General features: G+C 62.8%; 21 protein-coding genes. 19 read left to right on the plus strand and 2 right to left on the minus strand.

Annotation, left to right across the window (positions count from 1 at the left end; genetic code table 11):
* Nucleotide 1: 1 nt before the first annotated feature.
* Together FHW58_RS02750 and FHW58_RS02755 are read right to left on the minus strand one after the other, a co-directional pair.
* Nucleotides 2–727, minus strand: a complete 726-nt coding sequence (locus FHW58_RS02750; RefSeq protein WP_179671542.1) for an SAM-dependent methyltransferase — start codon at nucleotides 725–727, stop codon at nucleotides 2–4.
* Nucleotides 724–1,320 (minus strand): Maf-like protein, encoded by a 597-nt coding sequence (locus FHW58_RS02755; RefSeq protein WP_179671543.1) that lies wholly within the window; start codon nucleotides 1,318–1,320, stop codon nucleotides 724–726. Before FHW58_RS02755 ends, FHW58_RS02750 begins: the two co-directional genes overlap by 4 nt.
* 126 nt (nucleotides 1,321–1,446) lie before the next feature.
* On the opposite strand from FHW58_RS02755, the gene FHW58_RS02760 reads away from it, so the two are divergent.
* From FHW58_RS02760 to recO, 19 genes are all read left to right on the plus strand, one after another.
* Nucleotides 1,447–1,944: a DUF177 domain-containing protein gene (locus FHW58_RS02760; protein WP_179671544.1), complete on the plus strand. Its 498-nt coding sequence runs from the start codon at nucleotides 1,447–1,449 to the stop codon at nucleotides 1,942–1,944.
* 141 nt (nucleotides 1,945–2,085) lie between these two features.
* Complete coding sequence (gene rpmF / locus FHW58_RS02765) at nucleotides 2,086–2,268, plus strand: 50S ribosomal protein L32 (RefSeq protein ID WP_072783806.1); 183 nt, start codon at nucleotides 2,086–2,088, stop codon at nucleotides 2,266–2,268.
* A 146-nt stretch (nucleotides 2,269–2,414) separates the two neighbouring features.
* A complete protein-coding gene (gene plsX / locus FHW58_RS02770; RefSeq protein ID WP_179671545.1) occupies nucleotides 2,415–3,476 on the plus strand; it encodes a phosphate acyltransferase PlsX in 1,062 nt (353 codons plus the stop codon).
* Nucleotides 3,477–3,486: 10 nt separating this feature from the next.
* Complete coding sequence (locus FHW58_RS02775; protein ID WP_304506247.1) at nucleotides 3,487–4,470, plus strand: beta-ketoacyl-ACP synthase III; 984 nt, start codon at nucleotides 3,487–3,489, stop codon at nucleotides 4,468–4,470.
* 97 nt (nucleotides 4,471–4,567) lie between these two features.
* Nucleotides 4,568–5,503 (plus strand): ACP S-malonyltransferase, encoded by a 936-nt coding sequence (gene fabD / locus FHW58_RS02780; protein WP_179671546.1) that lies wholly within the window; start codon nucleotides 4,568–4,570, stop codon nucleotides 5,501–5,503.
* 48 nt (nucleotides 5,504–5,551) lie between these two features.
* Nucleotides 5,552–6,298, plus strand: coding sequence for a 3-oxoacyl-ACP reductase FabG (gene fabG / locus FHW58_RS02785; RefSeq protein ID WP_179671547.1), 747 nt, complete (start codon nucleotides 5,552–5,554; stop codon nucleotides 6,296–6,298).
* Nucleotides 6,299–6,441: 143 nt separating this feature from the next.
* A complete protein-coding gene (gene acpP / locus FHW58_RS02790) occupies nucleotides 6,442–6,681 on the plus strand; it encodes an acyl carrier protein (RefSeq protein ID WP_055936274.1) in 240 nt (79 codons plus the stop codon).
* A gap of 30 nt (nucleotides 6,682–6,711) precedes the next feature.
* Complete coding sequence (gene fabF / locus FHW58_RS02795) at nucleotides 6,712–7,959, plus strand: beta-ketoacyl-ACP synthase II (RefSeq protein ID WP_179671548.1); 1,248 nt, start codon at nucleotides 6,712–6,714, stop codon at nucleotides 7,957–7,959.
* Nucleotides 7,960–8,120: 161 nt separating this feature from the next.
* Nucleotides 8,121–8,546: a protein YgfX gene (locus FHW58_RS02800; RefSeq protein WP_179671549.1), complete on the plus strand. Its 426-nt coding sequence runs from the start codon at nucleotides 8,121–8,123 to the stop codon at nucleotides 8,544–8,546.
* A 71-nt stretch (nucleotides 8,547–8,617) separates the two neighbouring features.
* Nucleotides 8,618–9,217: an RNA polymerase sigma factor RpoE gene (gene rpoE / locus FHW58_RS02805; protein WP_179671550.1), complete on the plus strand. Its 600-nt coding sequence runs from the start codon at nucleotides 8,618–8,620 to the stop codon at nucleotides 9,215–9,217.
* A gap of 47 nt (nucleotides 9,218–9,264) precedes the next feature.
* On the plus strand, nucleotides 9,265–9,546 hold the full coding sequence (locus FHW58_RS02810) for a sigma-E factor negative regulatory protein (RefSeq protein ID WP_179671551.1): 282 nt from the start codon (nucleotides 9,265–9,267) through the stop codon (nucleotides 9,544–9,546).
* Nucleotides 9,547–9,765: 219 nt separating this feature from the next.
* Nucleotides 9,766–11,181 (plus strand): DegQ family serine endoprotease, encoded by a 1,416-nt coding sequence (locus FHW58_RS02815; RefSeq protein ID WP_373996658.1) that lies wholly within the window; start codon nucleotides 9,766–9,768, stop codon nucleotides 11,179–11,181.
* Nucleotides 11,182–11,280: 99 nt separating this feature from the next.
* Nucleotides 11,281–11,553, plus strand: a complete 273-nt coding sequence (locus tag FHW58_RS02820; protein ID WP_179673246.1) for a glutaredoxin family protein — start codon at nucleotides 11,281–11,283, stop codon at nucleotides 11,551–11,553.
* Between the two features lie 142 nt (nucleotides 11,554–11,695).
* Nucleotides 11,696–13,489: a translation elongation factor 4 gene (gene lepA, locus FHW58_RS02825; protein WP_179671552.1), complete on the plus strand. Its 1,794-nt coding sequence runs from the start codon at nucleotides 11,696–11,698 to the stop codon at nucleotides 13,487–13,489.
* Nucleotides 13,486–14,403 (plus strand): signal peptidase I, encoded by a 918-nt coding sequence (lepB, locus tag FHW58_RS02830; RefSeq protein ID WP_179671553.1) that lies wholly within the window; start codon nucleotides 13,486–13,488, stop codon nucleotides 14,401–14,403. Before lepA ends, lepB begins: the two co-directional genes overlap by 4 nt.
* Before the next feature lie 11 nt (nucleotides 14,404–14,414).
* The gene (locus tag FHW58_RS02835) at nucleotides 14,415–14,789 is read left to right on the plus strand and encodes a DUF4845 domain-containing protein (protein WP_179671554.1); all 375 of its coding nucleotides are present in this window, start codon (nucleotides 14,415–14,417) and stop codon (nucleotides 14,787–14,789) included.
* Nucleotides 14,790–14,804: 15 nt separating this feature from the next.
* Complete coding sequence (gene rnc / locus FHW58_RS02840) at nucleotides 14,805–15,593, plus strand: ribonuclease III (RefSeq protein ID WP_179671555.1); 789 nt, start codon at nucleotides 14,805–14,807, stop codon at nucleotides 15,591–15,593.
* Nucleotides 15,594–15,605: 12 nt separating this feature from the next.
* A complete protein-coding gene (era, locus tag FHW58_RS02845; RefSeq protein ID WP_179671556.1) occupies nucleotides 15,606–16,511 on the plus strand; it encodes a GTPase Era in 906 nt (301 codons plus the stop codon).
* 13 nt (nucleotides 16,512–16,524) lie between these two features.
* Nucleotides 16,525–17,361, plus strand: coding sequence for a DNA repair protein RecO (gene recO / locus FHW58_RS02850; protein ID WP_179671557.1), 837 nt, complete (start codon nucleotides 16,525–16,527; stop codon nucleotides 17,359–17,361).
* Nucleotides 17,362–17,366 lie beyond the last annotated feature (5 nt).

Raw genomic sequence — 17,366 nt, forward strand, 5'->3', positions numbered from 1 at the left:
CTTATTGGCCCAGCAGCAGGAATACGGTCGGTTTTTTGTGGAAGTCCGGCGCCGGCGCGGTTTTCCATTGCGCCGCCGTCATGGTACGGATGGTTTCTGAAGGCAGGCTGAGGTCGGTCGCCACGCATACCAGCGTGCCCGGCGCGCAGGACGCCACCAGCGCTTCCAGCATGGCGGCATTGCGGTATGGCGTTTCGATGAACAGTTGCGTCTGCTTTTCCTTGCGCGAGCGCTGTTCCAGCTCCTTGATGCGCTGGGCGCGCTGGGCGGCGTCGGTCGGCAGGTAGCCGTTGAAGGCGAAGCTCTGGCCGTTGAGGCCGCTCGCCATGACCGCCAGCAGCAGCGACGACGGCCCGACCAGCGGCCGCACCGGAATCTTGTGCTGATGCGCCAGCCGCACCAGGTCGGCGCCGGGATCGGCCACCGCCGGCACGCCGGCTTCCGACACCAGGCCGCCATCCTGGCCGGCCAGCAGCGGCGCCAGCAGGTCGTTGAGCGCGGCGGCCGGGGTGTTGACGTTGAGTTCGGCGATGTGGATTTCCTGCAGCGGCTTGCGCAGCGGATGCTGGGCGCCGACCAGCTTGAGGAAGGCGCGCGCGGTCTTGGCGTTTTCCGCGACGAAGTAACCCAGTTGCGAGGTGATGCGCTGCACCTGTTCAGGCAGCACGTGGGCCAGCGCTTCGGTCTGGCCCAGGGTGTTCGGTATTAAAAAGAGGGTGCCGGTCATTGTTTGTTTTGAAAGAAGGTGACGCCGATGTTGCGCAGCATGCCTGTCAGCGCGATTAATGGCAAGCCGGTGAGGGCGGTCGGGTCGCTGCTGTCGATGCGTTCCAGGATGGCGATGCCGAGCGCCTCGTTCTTGGCGCTGCCGGCGCAGTCGTAGGGCTGCTCGATGCGCAGGTAGGCGTCCAGTTCCTCGTCCGGCAGGTCGCGGAACCGGACCACGGTCTGGATGTCCTGCAGCTGGTGGGTGCCGTCGCGGCCGTCCCAGACGCATAGCGCGGTGTGGAAGATGACTTCGCGGCCGCGCATCTTTTGCAGCTGGGCGAGGGCGTTGGCGTGGTTGCCGGGCTTGCCGATCTGTTCATCGTCCAGCGTGGCGACCTGGTCGGAGCCGATGACGATGGCGCCCGGCATCTTGGTGGCCACGGCGGCGGCTTTTTCCAGCGCCAGGCGCAGGGCGGTGGCGTCCGGCGTTTCGCCCGGCAACGGCGTTTCATCGATGGCGGGCACGGCCACCTCGAAAGGCAGTTGCAGGCGGGTGAGCAATTCCTTGCGGTAGGCGGAACTGGAGGCCAGTACGAGTAAACTTGATGTCATGAAAGGAATGTTATATGCTCTGTCGCCGGTGATTGGGGCGGCAAAAAAGCCGCAACAATCACGAAGGCTTTGACTTGATGACGAAAACCCTGCTATTATCGCAGGTTTTCCGGGGAATTTTCTGTAATGAATGCTTTTGTGATCGACACCTTTGAATTTTGTCGGACCAACAGCAGCCAGGAAGGCGTGACGCCTGTCGCTGAAATGACCCGTCTGGTCAAGGAATGTGCTGACAATTCCGGCGCGATCGCCTGGAGCGCGGTCGGGACCACCCACAAACTGGGCTTCCCGCAAATGACGCTGTCGGTCAACGGCACCGTCCAGCTGGTGTGCCAGCGCTGCCTGCAGCCTTACGCTCACCACCTCGATTCGTCGACGGTGCTGATGCTGGGTAAGGATGACGCAGAGGCGGATGAAATTGAAGAAACGATAGACGACGAATCGATCGACGTCATCGTTGGTAGTCGCAGCATGGAGCTGATGTACCTGGTGGAAGACGAAGCATTGCTGGCCTTGCCGCAATCGCCGCGTCACGATGTCTGCCCGGATTCCAGCCTGCTGGACAAGGCAAAAAGCGAGAAGATCTCGCCCTTCGACGCTCTGAAGAGCCTCAAATCCGAATAAGTTGTAGTACCAGACGTGTCAATACGCGTGTTCATCGAGTCTTGGCAAGTTCGCAGTAGCAAAGTAGTAGGGCTCGATTTGCATGTATATGCCGGTCGATTGTGTTAGAATTTTAGAACTTATGTATTAGGAGTCATTAACATGGCAGTTCAACAGAACAAAAAATCCCCATCGAAGCGCGGTATGCACCGTTCGCACGATTTCCTGGTTGCTCCGCAACTGGCGATCGAGCCAACCACCGGTGAAACCCACCTGCGTCACCACATCAGCCCTAACGGCTTCTACCGTGGTCGCAAAGTCCTGAAAACCAAGAACGACGAGTAATCGACGTTTTTGCTGGACCCGGAAACAGGCGGTGCTGACTTGTGTAGCATCGCTTTTTCTTTTTTCATCGGCTGCAATTTCGTTTTGCACACCGTCATGTTCCAACGCGGAGTCCGGAAGTCGCGGTCCCGCCGCTTGCCATAACAATGACAATCAAAATCTCTATCGACTGCATGGGTGGCGATCACGGCCCGTCGGTCACCATCCCCGCAGCTGTTTCCTTCGTCAACCGCGAGCCTGATGCCGAGCTGATCCTTGTTGGCCTCGAAGACGTCATCCGCGCCGAGTTGAAGAAACACCATGCCGACGCCCATCCGCGTCTGAGCGTGGTCCACGCCTCCGAACAAGTCACCATGGACGATCCGCTGGAAGTGGCCCTGCGCCGCAAGAAGGATTCGTCGATGCGCGTCGCCATCGAGCAAGTGAAGGACGGTAACGCCCAGGCGTCCGTCTCGGCCGGCAACACCGGCGCGCTGATGGCGGTCGCCCGCTATGTGCTGAAGACCATGAGCGGCGTTGACCGCCCGGCCATCTGCAGCATCATGCCCAACCAGAAAAACGGCCCGACCTACGTGCTGGACCTCGGCGCCAACGTCGACTGCGAGCCGCACCACCTGCACCAGTTTGCCATCATGGGCTCGGTGCTGGTGTCGGCCATGGAAAACAACCCGCGCCCGACCATCGGCCTGCTGAACGTCGGCACCGAGGACATCAAGGGCAACGACGTGGTCAAGGCCACCAGCAAGCTGCTGCAGACCGACCACGAGCGCGGCGCGCTCAACTTCCACGGCAATGTGGAAGGCAACGACATCTTCAAGGGCACCACCGACATCGTGGTGTGCGACGGCTTTACCGGCAACGTCACGCTCAAGGCCGTCGAAGGCGTGGCGCGCTTCTTCGCCGACACCGTCAAGTCCGAATTCACCCGCAATCCGCTGACCATGCTGAGCGCCCTGATTGGCCGCGGCGCGCTGAACAACATCAAGAAACGCCTGTCGCCGTCGCGCTATAACGGCGCCAGCCTGCTGGGTTTGCGCGGGCTGGTGTTCAAGAGCCATGGCGGCGCCGACGCATATTCCTTTGAATGGGCGATCAAGCGGGCGTATGATGCTGCAAAAAATGACGTGTTGCCGCATATCTCGACCCTGATCGCCGAGCTGATGCCGCGCAGCACCGATACTCCGGAAGTACCAAGCTCAACTAACTAGGTAAAACGGCATGACCTTGTATAGCAAAATTATCGGCACCGGCAGCTACCTGCCAGCCAGGCGGGTGACCAATCAGGAGCTGGCTGATCAACTCGCCGCCAAAGGCATCGAAACCTCGGACGAGTGGATCGTCACCCGCAGCGGCATCGCGGCGCGCCACTTCGCCGCGGCGGACGAAAAATCGTCCGACCTGGCGGTCAAGGCCGCCCACAACGCGCTGGACATGGCTGGCCTGCAGCCCAACGACATCGACCTGATCATCGTGGCCAGCTCGACGCCGGACTTCTTCGGCAGCTTCCCCAGCACCGCCTGCGTGGTGCAGCAAAAACTGGGCATCACCAACAACGGCGCCGCCGTCGACGTGCAGGCCGTGTGCAGCGGCTTCGTCTACGCGCTGTCGACCGCCGATGCCTTCATCCGCGCCGGCGTGCACAAGAACGTGCTGGTGATCGGCGCCGAAGTGTTCTCCCGCATCCTCGATTTCAGTGACCGCACCACCTGCGTGCTGTTCGGCGACGGCGCCGGCGCCGTGGTGCTGACCGCCTCGCAAGAGCCGGGCATCCTGGCGACCGCGCTGCACGCCGATGGCCGCCACTCCGACATCCTGTGCATGCCCAGCACCTTCAGCAGCGCCACTGCCGGCGAAGCCTACCTGTACATGGACGGCCCGGCGGTGTTCAAGATGGCCGTCTCCGTGCTGGAGAAGGTGGCCAACGAAACGCTGGAAAAAGCCGGCATGCAGCAGGACCAGATCGACTGGCTGATCCCGCACCAGGCCAACCTGCGCATCATGAGCGGCACCGCCAGGAAGCTGGGCCTGCCGATGGAAAAAATGGTGGTCACCGTCGATCAGCACGGCAACACCTCGGCCGCATCGATTCCGCTGGCGCTGGACGCCGCCGTGCGCGATGGCCGCGTCAAGCCCGGCCAGAACATCATGATGGAAGGCGTGGGCGGCGGCTTTACCTGGGGCGCGGTGCTGGCCAAGTTTTAAGCTGAATTAGAATTAGAGTTCTAACGGACTCAGCGGTAGCAGTGCTGTCATGATTCGATGATAGCTTTGCTGCCAATAATTAAAAAGAGATGAAGTCATGACTAAATTTGCTTTTGTATTCCCAGGCCAGGGCTCGCAGGCGATTGCGATGCTGGACGGCTTTGCCGGCAACCCGGTGGTCGCGCAGACCGTCGCTGAAGCGTCGGACGCCATCGGCTTCGACCTCGGCAAGCTGATCGCCGAAGGCCCGAAGGAAGAGCTGGACCTGACCACCAACACCCAGCCGGTAATGCTGACCGCCGCCGTGGCCACCTACCGCGCGTGGATCGCCGCCGGCGGCCCGCTGCCGTCGGTCGTGGCCGGCCACAGCCTGGGCGAATACTCGGCGCTGGTCGCCGCCGGCGTGGTCGCCTTCAAGGACGCCGTGCCGCTGGTGCGCTTCCGCGCGCAAGCCATGCAGGAAGCCGTGCCGGTCGGGCAGGGCACGATGGCCGTGGTGCTGGGTCTGTCGGATGACGACGTGCGCGCTGCGTGCGCCGAAGCGGCCGCCGCTGGTGGCGTGGTCGAGGCGGTCAACTTCAATGCGCCGGCGCAGGTGGTGATTGCCGGCGACACCGCCGCCGTCGAGCGCGCCTGCGAGATCGCCAAGGGCAAGGGCGCCAAGCGCGCCATGAAGCTGCCGGTGTCGGCGCCGTTCCACTCGTCGCTGCTGAAGCCGGCGTCGGACCGCCTGCGCGCGTACCTGGCCGACATCGCCTTCGCCGCGCCGCAGATCCCGCTGATCAACAACGTCGACGTGGCCGTGCTGAACGACCCGGCCGCCATCAAGGATGCGCTGGTGCGCCAGGCCGCCGCGCCGGTGCGCTGGGTGGAAACCGTGCAGAAGATCGCCGCCGACGGCATCGTTGACGTGGTCGAGTGCGGCCCGGGCAAGGTGCTGATGGGCCTGACCAAGCGCATCGACGGCAACCTGGCCGGCGACGCGATCTTCGACCAGGCTTCGCTGGACGCCGTCTTGAGCAAGCTCAAATAATCGTTTGCGCTTTCAGGCACACTCCGTATTTACTGTAGAAGGACTTACATGACTTTAGCAAATCAAGTCGCCCTGGTAACGGGCGCATCGCGCGGCATCGGCAAGGCGATTGCCCAGGAACTGGCGCGCCAGGGCGCGAAAGTGGTCGGCACCGCCACCACCGAGGCCGGCGCCGAGGCGATCTCCGCTTACCTGGCCGAGATCGGCGCGGAAGCCGGCAAGGGCATGGTGCTGAACGTCACCAACGCTGAAGCGTGCGCCGCCATCGTCGACGAGATCGGCAAGACCTATGGCGCGGTGGGCATCCTGGTCAACAACGCCGGCATCACGCAAGACCAGCTGGCCATGCGCATGAAGGACGAGGAGTGGGACAACGTCATCGCCACCAACCTGAATTCGGTCGGCCGCCTGTCGCGCGCCGTGCTGCGCGGCATGATGAAGGCCAAGACCGGCCGCATCATCAACATCACCTCGGTGGTGGCCTCGTCGGGCAACCCGGGCCAGATGAACTACGCCGCCGCCAAGGCCGGCGTGGAAGGCATGACGCGCGCGCTGGCGCGTGAAATCGGCAGCCGCAACATCACCGTCAACAGCGTGGCGCCGGGCTTCATCGACACCGACATGACCAAGGGGCTGGGCGAAGAACAGCACGCCGCCTTGCTAACCCAGATTCCGCTGGCGCGCCTCGGCAAGCCGGAGGACATCGCCGCGGCGGTCGCCTTCCTGGCGTCGCCGCAAGCCGCTTATATTACCGGCACCACCCTCCACGTGAATGGCGGTATGTATATGAATTGATGAGAATGGGCTGTATTCAAAGCCTGTTCAAATCTTTTAGTAGGGATTTCAGTATATTTAGCAGCAGACACTGAAATTCGTTTTTCAGCGCGCAAACCTGATAAAATGCGCGCTTTCCGTAACAAACAAAATGGAGCCATAACATGTCGGATATCGAACAACGCGTAAAGAAAATCGTCGCTGAGCAACTGGGCGTCGCCGAAGCAGACATCAAAACCGAATCGTCGTTCGTTGACGATCTGGGCGCTGACTCGCTGGACACCGTGGAACTGGTGATGGCCCTGGAAGACGAGTTCGAAATGGAAATCCCTGACGAACAAGCAGAGAAAATCACCACCGTGCAGCAGGCGATCGACTACGCGACCGCGCACGTCAAGGCGTAATACCTGCCCGATCGACTTTAGGAGAATCGCTTGAGAGGTTCTAAAAACCGTCGTGTTGTCATTACCGGCCTGGGCGCCGTGACTCCGATCGGCAATAACATTGCCGAGTCGTGGGCCGCAGCCGTCGAGGGTAAATCCGGGATTGCCACCATCACCAAGTTTGACGCATCTGCTTTCAGCACCCGCTTTGCCGGCGAAGTCAAAGGCTTCAACATCGAGGACTACATCTCGGCCAAGGAAGCCCGCCACATGGATACCTTCATCCATTACGGCATGGCGGCCGGCATCCAGGCTGTGCAGGACTCGGGCGTGGTTGTCACCGAAGAAAACGCCGACCGTATCGGCGTCATCGTCGGTTCCGGCATCGGCGGCCTGCCGATGATCGAAGAACAGAAGGAAGACTACGACAAGCGCGGTCCGCGCCGTATCTCGCCGTTCTTCGTGCCGGCCTCGATCATTAACATGATCTCGGGCAACCTGTCGATCAAGTACGGCATGCGTGGTCCTAACCTGTCGATCGTGACGGCTTGCACCACCGGCCTGCACTGCATTGGCGCCGCCGCTCGTCTGATCGAGTACGGCGATGCCGATGTGATGATTGCCGGCGGCGCTGAATCGACCGTGTCGCCACTGGGCCTGGGCGGCTTCGCCTCGGCCAAGGCGCTGTCGTCGCGCAACGATGATCCGGCGACCGCGTCCCGTCCATGGGACCAGGATCGCGACGGCTTCGTGCTGGGCGAGGGCGCCGGCGTGATGGTGCTCGAAGAGTACGAACACGCCAAGGCGCGCGGCGCCAAGATCTACGCGGAACTGCTCGGCTTTGGCATGAGCGCCGACGCGTATCACATGACCTCGCCTCTGGAAGATGGCAGCGGTGGCAGCAAGTCGGCGCAAGCCGCCCTGCGCAACGCCGGCATCAACCCGGACCAGGTGCACTATGTGAACGCGCACGGCACCTCGACGCCGCAGGGCGACGTGGCCGAAGTGCAGGGCATCAAGCGCACTTTCGGCGACCACGCCAAAAAGCTGGTGGTCAATTCGACCAAGTCGATGACCGGCCACCTGCTGGGCGGCGCGGGCGGCCTGGAGTCGGTGTTCACGGTGCTGGCGGTACACCACCAGGTGTCGCCACCGACCATCAACATCTTCAACCAGGATCCGGCCTGTGACCTGGACTTCGTTGCCAACACGGCGCGCGACATGAAGATCGAGTATGCAGTGAAAAACTCGTTCGGCTTCGGCGGCACCAACGGCAGCCTGGTCTTCGGTAAGATCTGAAAATAGTTTGAACTAATTCTGTGCTCACCTTGTCCAAACAAGGTGAGCGAGAATTCGGGGCGCCGGCACTCGCCGGCGCCTGAATTGCCCAGCCTTCACTGGCTGGCGCTACCACGCAGTTTTCCCCGTTTTTAAATTCATGTGTTTGTGGTGCTGCCGTCATGTCGATCGCGGTGTCCGTCATCGTCCGCCCCTCGCGCGGCCTGCGCCTTGTGCATGCCGGCTTGTGCTGTTGCGTGATGGCGTCCGCCGCCGCGTGTCCCGGCGTGGTGGCGCCGCTGTTGTGCCTGCTGGCCGGCGCGCTGGCGTGGCTGCGCGGCCGGCCGCCGGCTATCGCGCGCCAGCTTGATATATCCGGTGTCGGCCACATGCGGCTGGCGGTATACCAGCACAACGGTGGCGCGCTGCGCCTGCTGGGCGGCTCGACCTTGTGGCCGCGGCTGCTGTTGCTGCGGCTGGGCGACGCGGCCGGCCGGGCCGCGCTGCTGACCGTGCTGCCGGACAGCGTGGCGCCGGCCCACTGGCGGCCGCTGGCGCTGGCCTGCCGCGCGGCGGCGCGCACCGAAATAAACACGCCGGCAGTGTGAACTTCTTGCAGCGAGCTAACTCTATAGCATATGGCCGGACGTATCGCTGCAGGCCACCGAGGAATGCAGGAGTGACGACAGAACGCGAGTGTGACCAATTGCTGGTCGAACGGGTCCGTGACGGCGACAAGCAGGCGTTTGACATGCTGGTGGCGAAGTACCAACGCCGGCTGATGCGCCTGCTGTCGCGTATCGTGCACGACCCTGCCGAGGCGGAGGACGTGGTGCAGGAAACCTTTATCAAGGCATATCGGGCGTTGCGGCATTTTCGCGGCGACTCGGCCTTCTACACCTGGCTGTACCGCATCGGCATCAATACCGCCAAGAACCACCTGGCGACGCAGGGGCGGCGCACGCCCACGTCCACCGACGCCGACAGCGAACAGGCCGAAGGATACGATGGCGAGCATCTGCGCGACATCAATACGCCAGAATCCATGCTGGCCAGCAAGCAAATCGCCCAGACCGTCAACGCAGCGATGGATGCCTTGCCGGTGGACTTGCGGACCGCGATCGCGCTGCGCGAGATCGAGGGCTTGAGCTATGAGGAAATTTCCGACATCATGGCCTGTCCCATCGGGACCGTGCGCAGCCGCATCTTCCGCGCCCGCGAAGTCATCGCCGAGAAATTGAAACCCTTGCTGGATATGCCGGTTGACAAGCGCTGGTAAGGCGGGAATGATGATGATATTCGGCAACTTATGATGGCGGGATCGTGATGGACACCGATAAACAGCTGCGTGAACATATCTCGGCACTGGCCGACGGCGAATTGCCGGACAGCGAACGCGAACTGGCCCTGGCCGCGCTCGACACTCCCGAAGGGCAGGCGGCCTGGCGCGCCTACCACCTGGCCGGCGACGTGCTGCGCGGCGCCCCCGCTCCCGGCCTCAGCGCCGGCTTCAGCGCCCGCCTGGCGGCGCGGCTGGCGGCCGAGGCGCCCCACGCGCCGGCGCCGGCCGATCTTGAAGAACAGCCGGCCGCCATCATTTTCCCCTAAGCCTGCTGGCTTTATAATCTTTTCGCGCATACGGCATAGCGACTTTTCGCTTACCATGTGCTAGCCTCTCGTCGCGCCAACCACGCCGACGCGATGGCGGCGCGCTTGCATCCTGACTTTTCAAGAAGAGACCGATACTCCATGAAAAATAACTTCTCTGCTGGTAGTAAAACGTTGTCCGCGCTGGTCCTCGGCGCCAGTTTATGGATGTCCCTGGGGATGTCGCCCGCCACGGCAGCCTCGCCGGTCACCGGCGCCGTCATCGGCTTGCCGGACTTTGCCGACCTGGTCGACCGCGTTGGCCCGGCGGTGGTGAATATCCGCACCACCGAGCGGCCGAAACAGGGCAAGGGCGCCAACGGCCTGCCGGGCGATGACGATATGCAGGAATTGCTGCGCCGCTTCTTCGGCGGCCAGCTGCCGCCGGGCGCCGCGCCGAATGGCCGCGGCCGCCGTGGCCAGGCGCCGTCCGACGAGCCGGTCAACCGCGGCGTCGGCTCCGGCTTCATCCTGTCGGCCGACGGCTACGTGATGACCAATGCCCACGTGGTCGACGGCGCCGACGAAGTATTCGTCACGCTGACCGATAAGCGCGAATTCAAGGCCAAGGTGCTGGGCGCCGACACCAGCACCGACGTGGCCGTGCTGAAGATCGAGGGCGACAAGCTTCCCTTCCTGGTGATGGGCAACTCGGACAAGATCCGCGCCGGCGAGTGGGTGATTGCCATCGGCTCGCCGTTCAACCTGGAAAACACCGTCACCGCCGGCATCATCTCGGCCAAGGCGCGCGACACCGGCGAATACCTGCCGCTGATCCAGTCCGACGTGGCGGTCAACCCCGGCAACTCGGGCGGCCCGCTGATCAATATGCGCGGCGAGGTCATCGGCATCAACTCGCAGATCGCCACGCTGTCGGGCGGCTCGAACGGCATTTCGTTCGCGGTGCCGATCAACGAGGCGATCCGCGTGTCGGAACAGCTGAAGAAGAACGGCAAGGTCACGCGCGGCCGCATCGGCGTGCAGATCGGCGAAGTCAGCAAGGAAGTGGCGGAATCGCTGGGCCTGAAGAACGCGCAGGGCGCCGAGGTGGCGCTGGTGGAGCCGGGCGGTCCTGCCGACAAGGCGGGCATCAAGGCCGGCGACATCATCCTGAAGTTTAACGGCACCTCGGTCAACCGTTCGTCCGACCTGCCACGCCTGGTGGGCGACAGCGCGCTGGACAGCAAGGCCACCGTGACCGTGTGGCGCAAGGGCGCCGAGCTGACGCTGCCGGTGACGGTGGCCGAGCTGGACGCGGACAAGGGCGCCAAGGCCGGCAAGGGCAAGGGCGGCAAGCCGGCGCCGGAAGCGGCCAAGGCCAACGCGCTGGGGCTGAAGGTGATCGACCTCAGCGCCGAGCAGAAGAAGGAGCTGGGCGTGGACGGCGGCGTGCTGGTGGATTCGGCCGAGGGCGTGGCGGCCAATGCCTCGCTGGAGGAGGGCGATGTGCTGTTGCAGCTGAATAACACCGAGATCAGGAACGCCAAGCAGTTCAATGAGCTGGTGGCCAAGCTGGATCCGAAAAAGCCGTCGGTGCTGCTGGTGCGCCGCGACGATTCGACCCGCTTCATTTCGCTGCGGCCAACCGCAAAGTAACCGAAGTCGTCCCGGCGAAAGCCGGGCGGTCCGCCGCTGCGGCCCATGCCGAGCTTATTCAGCATGGGTTCCGGCGTGCGCCGGAACGACGCGCTGACGATGCATTTCACACTGTACTCCCGCAGTTATTGCCATTTATGCCAGGACATGCTGGACGCGCTGATGCGCCTCCAGCCACCGGGTCGGACCTTCACCGTCGACGTCATCGACATCGACGCCGCCAACGACCCGCAGCTGCTGGCGCAATACGACGAACTGGTGCCCGTCTTGTTCGCCGATCTGTCCCAGCCGGAACTGTGCCACTACTTCCTGGACGAAGCCCGGGTGCGCGAAGTGCTGAAACGCCAGGCAAGTGCATTTCGCGTGGCATAAATCGGGCTTTCCACTCTGAAATCCGGTAAAATGCCGGGGCAAAGCATATTTCCACAAGGCGCTCGCCAGGGCTTCGCCCCGTTCGGAGCGCTTTTTTGTATTGTGGGCCCGTCGTGTCCAACCTGTTTTTGAATATTTGTTAATGAACAACATACGCAATTTCTCCATCATCGCTCACATCGACCACGGCAAATCGACGCTGGCTGACCGCATCATTCAGCTGTGCGGCGGCCTGTCCGACCGCGAGATGGAAGCGCAAGTGCTCGATTCGATGGATCTGGAGCGCGAGCGCGGCATCACGATCAAGGCGCAAACCGCTGCCCTGCAATACAAAGCCCGTGACGGCGTCGTCTACAACCTGAACTTGATCGACACCCCGGGCCACGTCGACTTCTCGTACGAAGTGTCGCGCTCGCTGTCGGCCTGCGAAGGTGCGCTGCTGGTGGTGGACGCCTCGCAAGGCGTGGAAGCCCAGACCGTGGCCAACTGCTACACCGCGCTCGACCTGGGCGTGGAAGTGGTGCCGGTGCTGAACAAGATCGACCTGCCGAACGCCGATCCGCCCAGCGCCATCAAGGAAATCGAAGACGTGATCGGCATCGAGGCCGGCGACGCCGTCCAATGCTCGGCCAAGACCGGCCTGGGCGTGGAAGACGTGCTGGAATCGATCATCGCCAAGGTGCCGCCGCCAAAGGGCGACCCGGCCGCGCCGCTGCAGGCGCTGATCGTCGATTCCTGGTACGACGCCTACGTCGGCGTGGTGATGCTGGTGCGCGTGGTCAACGGCACGCTGAAGCCCAAGGAAAAAATCAAGCTGATGGCCACCGACTCGGTGCAGCTGGTGGAAGACATCGGTATTTTCTCGCCGCGCTCGGTGTCGCTGCCGCAGCTGTCGGCCGGCCAGGTGGGCTTCGTCATCGCCGGCATCAAGGAACTGAAGGCCGCGCGCGTGGGCGACACCATCACCCACGCGGTGAACGGCGCCGCCGCGCCGCTGCCTGGCTTCAAGGAAGTGCAGCCGCAGGTGTTTGCCGGCCTGTTCCCGGTCGAGGCCAACCAGTACGACGCGCTGCGCGACTCGCTGGAAAAACTCAAACTGAACGACGCCGCGCTGATGTACGAGCCGGAAGTGTCGCAGGCGCTGGGCTTCGGCTTCCGCTGCGGCTTCCTCGGCCTGCTGCACATGGAGATCGTGCAGGAACGTCTCGAACGCGAGTTCGACATGGACCTGATCACCACCGCGCCGACCGTGGTGTACGAGGTGGAAATGCGCGACGGCTCGGTGATCAAGGTCGACAACCCATCGCGCATGCCGGAAACCACCAAGATCAACGAGATCCGCGAACCGATCGTCACCGTCAACCTGTACATGCCGCAAGAGTACGTCGGCTCGGTCATCACGCTGTGCATCGGCAAGCGCGGCGTGCAGATGGACATGAGCTACCACGGCCGCCAGGTCAAGCTGGTGTACGAAATGCCGATGGGCGAGATCGTGCTGGACTTCTTCGACAAGCTGAAGTCCACCTCGCGCGGCTACGCCTCGATGGACTACGAGTTCAAGGAATACCGCGCCTCGGACGTGGTCAAGGTCGACATGCTGATCAACGGCGAGAAGGTCGACGCGCTGGCCATCATCGTCCACCGTTCCAACTCGGCTTACCGTGGCCGCCAGGTGGCCGCCAAGATGCGCGAGCTGATCCCGCGCCAGATGTTTGACGTGGCGATCCAGGCCGCGATCGGCGTCAACGTCATCTCGCGTGAAAACGTCAAGGCGCTGCGCAAGAACGTGCTGGCCAAGTGCTACGGCGGCGACGTCAGCCGCAAGAAGAAGCTGCTGGAGAAGCAGAAGGCCGGTAAAAAACGCATGAAACAGGTGGGCTCGGTGGAAATTCCACAAGAAGCATTCCTGGCAATCTTACAAGTGGACGAGAAATGAGCCTGCAAGTCATCTTAGGAAACTTTGCATTAATCCTGTTCGTGCTGATGGTGATCACCGGCGTGATCTGGTGCCTGGACGTGTTCTACTTGGCCAAGCAGCGCCGCGCCGCCGCCGACCGCGCGCTGGCCGAGTACGACGCCCGCACCGCCAAGGCCACCGCCGACGGCATCAAGCTGGACAACCTGGGCAAGCGCGGCGAACTGGAAGCCGGCATCCTGCGCCAGCCGACCTGGATCGAGTACTCGGGCAGCTTCTTCCCGGTGATCGCGCTGGTGTTTTTCCTGCGCTCCTTCCTGTACGAGCCGTTCAAGATTCCGTCGTCGTCGATGGTGCCGACCTTGCTGGTGGGCGACCTGATCCTCGTGAATAAGTTCACCTACGGCATCCGCCTGCCGGTGATCAACAAGAAAATCATCCAGATCAACGACCCGCAGCGCGGCGATGTGATGGTGTTCAAGTATCCCAAGGATATGAGCCAGGATTACATCAAACGCGTGATCGGCGTGCCGGGTGATAAAATTACGTATGAAAACAAGCGCTTAACCGTCAACGGCGTGGAAGTGAAGTACACCCCGCTGGACGATTACCTGAACGACGAGCGCCTGGTGTACAACAAGCAATTCGAGGAAAACCTGACCGGCGTCAGCCATCGCATCCTGAATGACGACAGCAAGCCGACCTACAGCCGCGAGGCGGTGGACCCGTTCCCGCACAACGAGAACTGCACCTACCGCTATGAAGGCTTTACCTGCGTAGTTCCGGCGGGCAACTACTTCATGATGGGCGACAACCGGGACAACAGCCTCGACAGCCGCTACTGGGGCTTCGTGCCGGACAAGAATATTGTCGGCAAGGCATTCTTTGTCTGGATGAATCTGGGTAACCTGCGCCGTATCGGTAGCATCCACTAAAAGGGGCTAAGATGCACAAACGACAGGAAGGCATTTCGCTGGTAGGCTTGATCGTGGTGTTGGCGGTGTTGGGCTGTGTCCTGATGCTGGCCCTGAAGATTGTGCCGACCTACATGGAGTACCGCGCGATCCAGAACGCCATCGTCACGGCCAAGGCCACCGGCGGCGGCGTGGCCGAGATCCAGAAGTCGTTTGACGCCAGCGCCACGGCCGGCTACATCAGCTCGATCAGCAGCCGTGACCTGATCATTGAAAAAGACAACGGCGAGACGGAAATCAGTTTCGCCTACGAGAAGAAAATCCCGCTGGTCGGACCGGCCAGTTTGTTGCTTGAGTATGAAGGCACCACCGCCAAGCGTGGCGCCAAACCCGCGAAAACCGAATAAAGAACCGACCACATAATGAATCTCCAGTTATTGCAAACTCGTTTAGGCTACACGTTCCAGGATGCTGGTCTTCTACAGCAGGCCTTGACGCACCGTAGCCACAGCAGTGTGCATAACGAACGGCTGGAGTTCCTGGGCGATTCGGTGCTGAACTGCGTGGTGGCCTCCATCCTGTACGAGCGCTATATCGAGATCGACGAGGGCGACCTGTCGCGCCTGCGCGCCAACCTGGTCAAGCAGCAGTCGCTGTACGAAATCGCGCAGAAACTGGAGCTGTCGCACTTCCTGCGCCTGGGCGAGGGCGAGCTGAAATCGGGCGGCTTCCGCCGGCCGTCGATCCTGGCCGATACGCTGGAGGCGCTGCTGGGCGCCATTTTCCTCGACGGCGGCTTCGAGCCGGCGCGCGCGGCCATCCGCTCGTTCTACATTCCGATCCTGGACTCGGTCGATCCGCAAACGCTGGGCAAGGACGCCAAGACGCTGCTGCAGGAATTCCTGCAGTCGAAGAAGATCTCGCTGCCGCTGTACAACGTGATCGCCACCCACGGCGCCGCGCACAGCCAGGAATTCGAGATCGAATGCCTGGTGCCGAAACTCGGCATCCAGGTGTTTGGCCGTGGCGGCAGCCGCCGCGCCGGCGAACAGGCCGCCGCCAAGCTGGCGCTGGCCGCCGCCGAACAGGCGGTGCAGAAGGCGCCGGCCGCCGCCCGCAAGTCCAAGCCGCGCGCGGCGCAACTCAAGCTGGCCGGCATCGCCACCGTGCAGGAGCAGCCGACGCCGTCGGCCAAGGCAGCCAATAAATAACAAGAGAACACCATGACGACCGAAACGACTTCCGCCGACAACTTCCGCTGCGGCTATATCGCCATTGTGGGCCGCCCCAACGTGGGCAAGTCCACGCTGATGAACACCCTGATCGGCGCCAAGGTCAGCATCACCTCGCGCAAGGCGCAGACCACGCGCCACCGCATCACCGGCATCCAGACCTATGACGACGCCCAGTTCATCTACGTCGACACGCCGGGCTTCCAGACGCGCCACGCCAATGCGCTGAACAAGAACCTGAACAAGACCGTCACCAACACCTTGATCTCGTCGGATCTGATCCTGTTCGTGATCGAGGCGGGCACCTTCGGCCCGGCCGACCAGCAGGTGCTGGATCTGCTGCCGACCGAGGTGCCGGTGATCCTGGTCATCAACAAGGCCGACCGCGTGAAGGACAAGGCGGCATTGATGCCGTTCGCGCAGCAGGTCGCGGCCAAGTTCAACTTCGCCGCCATCGTGCCGGTATCGGCCAAGCTGCGCTTCCAGCTGGACGGCCTGGAAAAGGAATTGAAGAAGTTCCTGCCCGAGAACGAGGCCATCTTCGGCCCGGACGACATCACCGACCGCAGCGAAAAATTCATGGCGTCGGAAATCGTGCGCGAGAAGCTGTTCCGCTTCGTCGGCGACGAGCTGCCGTACACCAGCACCGTGCTGGTCGAGAAGTTCGAGCAGGAGGGCGATCTGCGCCGCATCTTCGCCGCCATCCTGGTGGAACGCGACACGCACAAGTCCATGATCATCGGGAACAAGGGCGCGCGCCTCAAGGAAGTATCGACGCAGGCGCGGCTGGACATGGAAAAGCTGTTCGGCGGCCCGGTGTACCTGGAGATCTGGGTCAAGGTCAAATCCGGCTGGGCCGATAACGAAGCGGGCCTGCGCGCGTACGGCTACGAGTAAGCACACCACCAGCATGTCCACCACGCCAGACGCCACCCTGGACGCACCGCGCGACGCGGCGCCGGTGGAGGCGGGCGTACCTGCGGCGCCGGCGGCCACGCCCAAGCGCCCGCGCGCGCCGTCGCGCGAGCGCACCGTCGGCACCAAGGTCGCCGGCCAGCCGGCCTTCGTGCTGCACAGCTATCCCTACAAAGAAACCAGCCTGATTATCGACCTGTTCACGCGCGACTACGGCCGCGTGGCCCTGATCGCCAAGGGCGCCAAGCGCCCGCACTCGCAACTGCGCGGCGTGCTGCAGACCTTTCAGCCGCTGTCCAGCAGCTGGGTGGGCAAATCCGAACTGCGCACGCTGACCGACGCCGAATGGGTGGGCGGCATGCTGCCGCTGGAGAAAACCGCGCTGCTGTGCGGCTTCTACCTGAACGAACTGCTGGTCAAGCTGCTGGCGCGCGACGACGCCCACCCGGCGTTGTTCGACCACTACGTCTCCACCCTCAACCAGCTCGCGCACAACGAGCCGGCGCCCATCGTCTTGAGAAAGTTCGAACGAGCCTTACTTAAAGAGACGGGCGTTGCGGCCGACTTCTCGCGCTGCGTCGAAACGCGCAGCGCCGTGCGCGCGGACGTGGTGTACGTCGTCGATCCCGAGCGCGGCCCGCGTCCCGAGCGCGCCTCCGACCCGTGGCCGCGCGTGGCCGGCAAGACGCTGCTGGACATGGAATGCGAAGACTACGAGGACATCGCCACCCAGGTGCAGAGCAAGCAGCTGATGCGCTTCCTGGTCGCGCACCACCTGAACGGCGCGCCGTTGAACACCCGGCAGATTCTGATCGATCTGTCCCAGTTATAAGAGAA

Origin of the sequence: Duganella sp. 1224 (assembly GCF_013408245.1) — a bacterium.
GTDB lineage: Bacteria > Pseudomonadota > Gammaproteobacteria > Burkholderiales > Burkholderiaceae_D > Rugamonas.

Excerpts from the sequence above, each read along its gene's own strand:
- FHW58_RS02750 (WP_179671542.1), bottom strand. The coding sequence starts at position 727 with ATGACCGGCACCCTCTTTTTAATACCGAACACCCTGGGCCAGACCGAA.
- FHW58_RS02755 (WP_179671543.1), bottom strand. The coding sequence starts at position 1,320 with ATGACATCAAGTTTACTCGTACTGGCCTCCAGTTCCGCCTACCGCAAG.
- FHW58_RS02760 (WP_179671544.1), top strand. The coding sequence starts at position 1,447 with ATGAATGCTTTTGTGATCGACACCTTTGAATTTTGTCGGACCAACAGC.
- rpmF (WP_072783806.1), top strand. The coding sequence starts at position 2,086 with ATGGCAGTTCAACAGAACAAAAAATCCCCATCGAAGCGCGGTATGCAC.
- plsX (WP_179671545.1), top strand. The coding sequence starts at position 2,415 with ATGACAATCAAAATCTCTATCGACTGCATGGGTGGCGATCACGGCCCG.
- FHW58_RS02775 (WP_304506247.1), top strand. The coding sequence starts at position 3,487 with ATGACCTTGTATAGCAAAATTATCGGCACCGGCAGCTACCTGCCAGCC.
- fabD (WP_179671546.1), top strand. The coding sequence starts at position 4,568 with ATGACTAAATTTGCTTTTGTATTCCCAGGCCAGGGCTCGCAGGCGATT.
- fabG (WP_179671547.1), top strand. The coding sequence starts at position 5,552 with ATGACTTTAGCAAATCAAGTCGCCCTGGTAACGGGCGCATCGCGCGGC.
- acpP (WP_055936274.1), top strand. The coding sequence starts at position 6,442 with ATGTCGGATATCGAACAACGCGTAAAGAAAATCGTCGCTGAGCAACTG.
- FHW58_RS02800 (WP_179671549.1), top strand. The coding sequence starts at position 8,121 with ATGTCGATCGCGGTGTCCGTCATCGTCCGCCCCTCGCGCGGCCTGCGC.
- FHW58_RS02810 (WP_179671551.1), top strand. The coding sequence starts at position 9,265 with ATGGACACCGATAAACAGCTGCGTGAACATATCTCGGCACTGGCCGAC.
- FHW58_RS02815 (WP_373996658.1), top strand. The coding sequence starts at position 9,766 with ATGTCGCCCGCCACGGCAGCCTCGCCGGTCACCGGCGCCGTCATCGGC.
- FHW58_RS02820 (WP_179673246.1), top strand. The coding sequence starts at position 11,281 with ATGCATTTCACACTGTACTCCCGCAGTTATTGCCATTTATGCCAGGAC.
- lepA (WP_179671552.1), top strand. The coding sequence starts at position 11,696 with ATGAACAACATACGCAATTTCTCCATCATCGCTCACATCGACCACGGC.
- lepB (WP_179671553.1), top strand. The coding sequence starts at position 13,486 with ATGAGCCTGCAAGTCATCTTAGGAAACTTTGCATTAATCCTGTTCGTG.
- FHW58_RS02835 (WP_179671554.1), top strand. The coding sequence starts at position 14,415 with ATGCACAAACGACAGGAAGGCATTTCGCTGGTAGGCTTGATCGTGGTG.
- rnc (WP_179671555.1), top strand. The coding sequence starts at position 14,805 with ATGAATCTCCAGTTATTGCAAACTCGTTTAGGCTACACGTTCCAGGAT.
- era (WP_179671556.1), top strand. The coding sequence starts at position 15,606 with ATGACGACCGAAACGACTTCCGCCGACAACTTCCGCTGCGGCTATATC.
- recO (WP_179671557.1), top strand. The coding sequence starts at position 16,525 with ATGTCCACCACGCCAGACGCCACCCTGGACGCACCGCGCGACGCGGCG.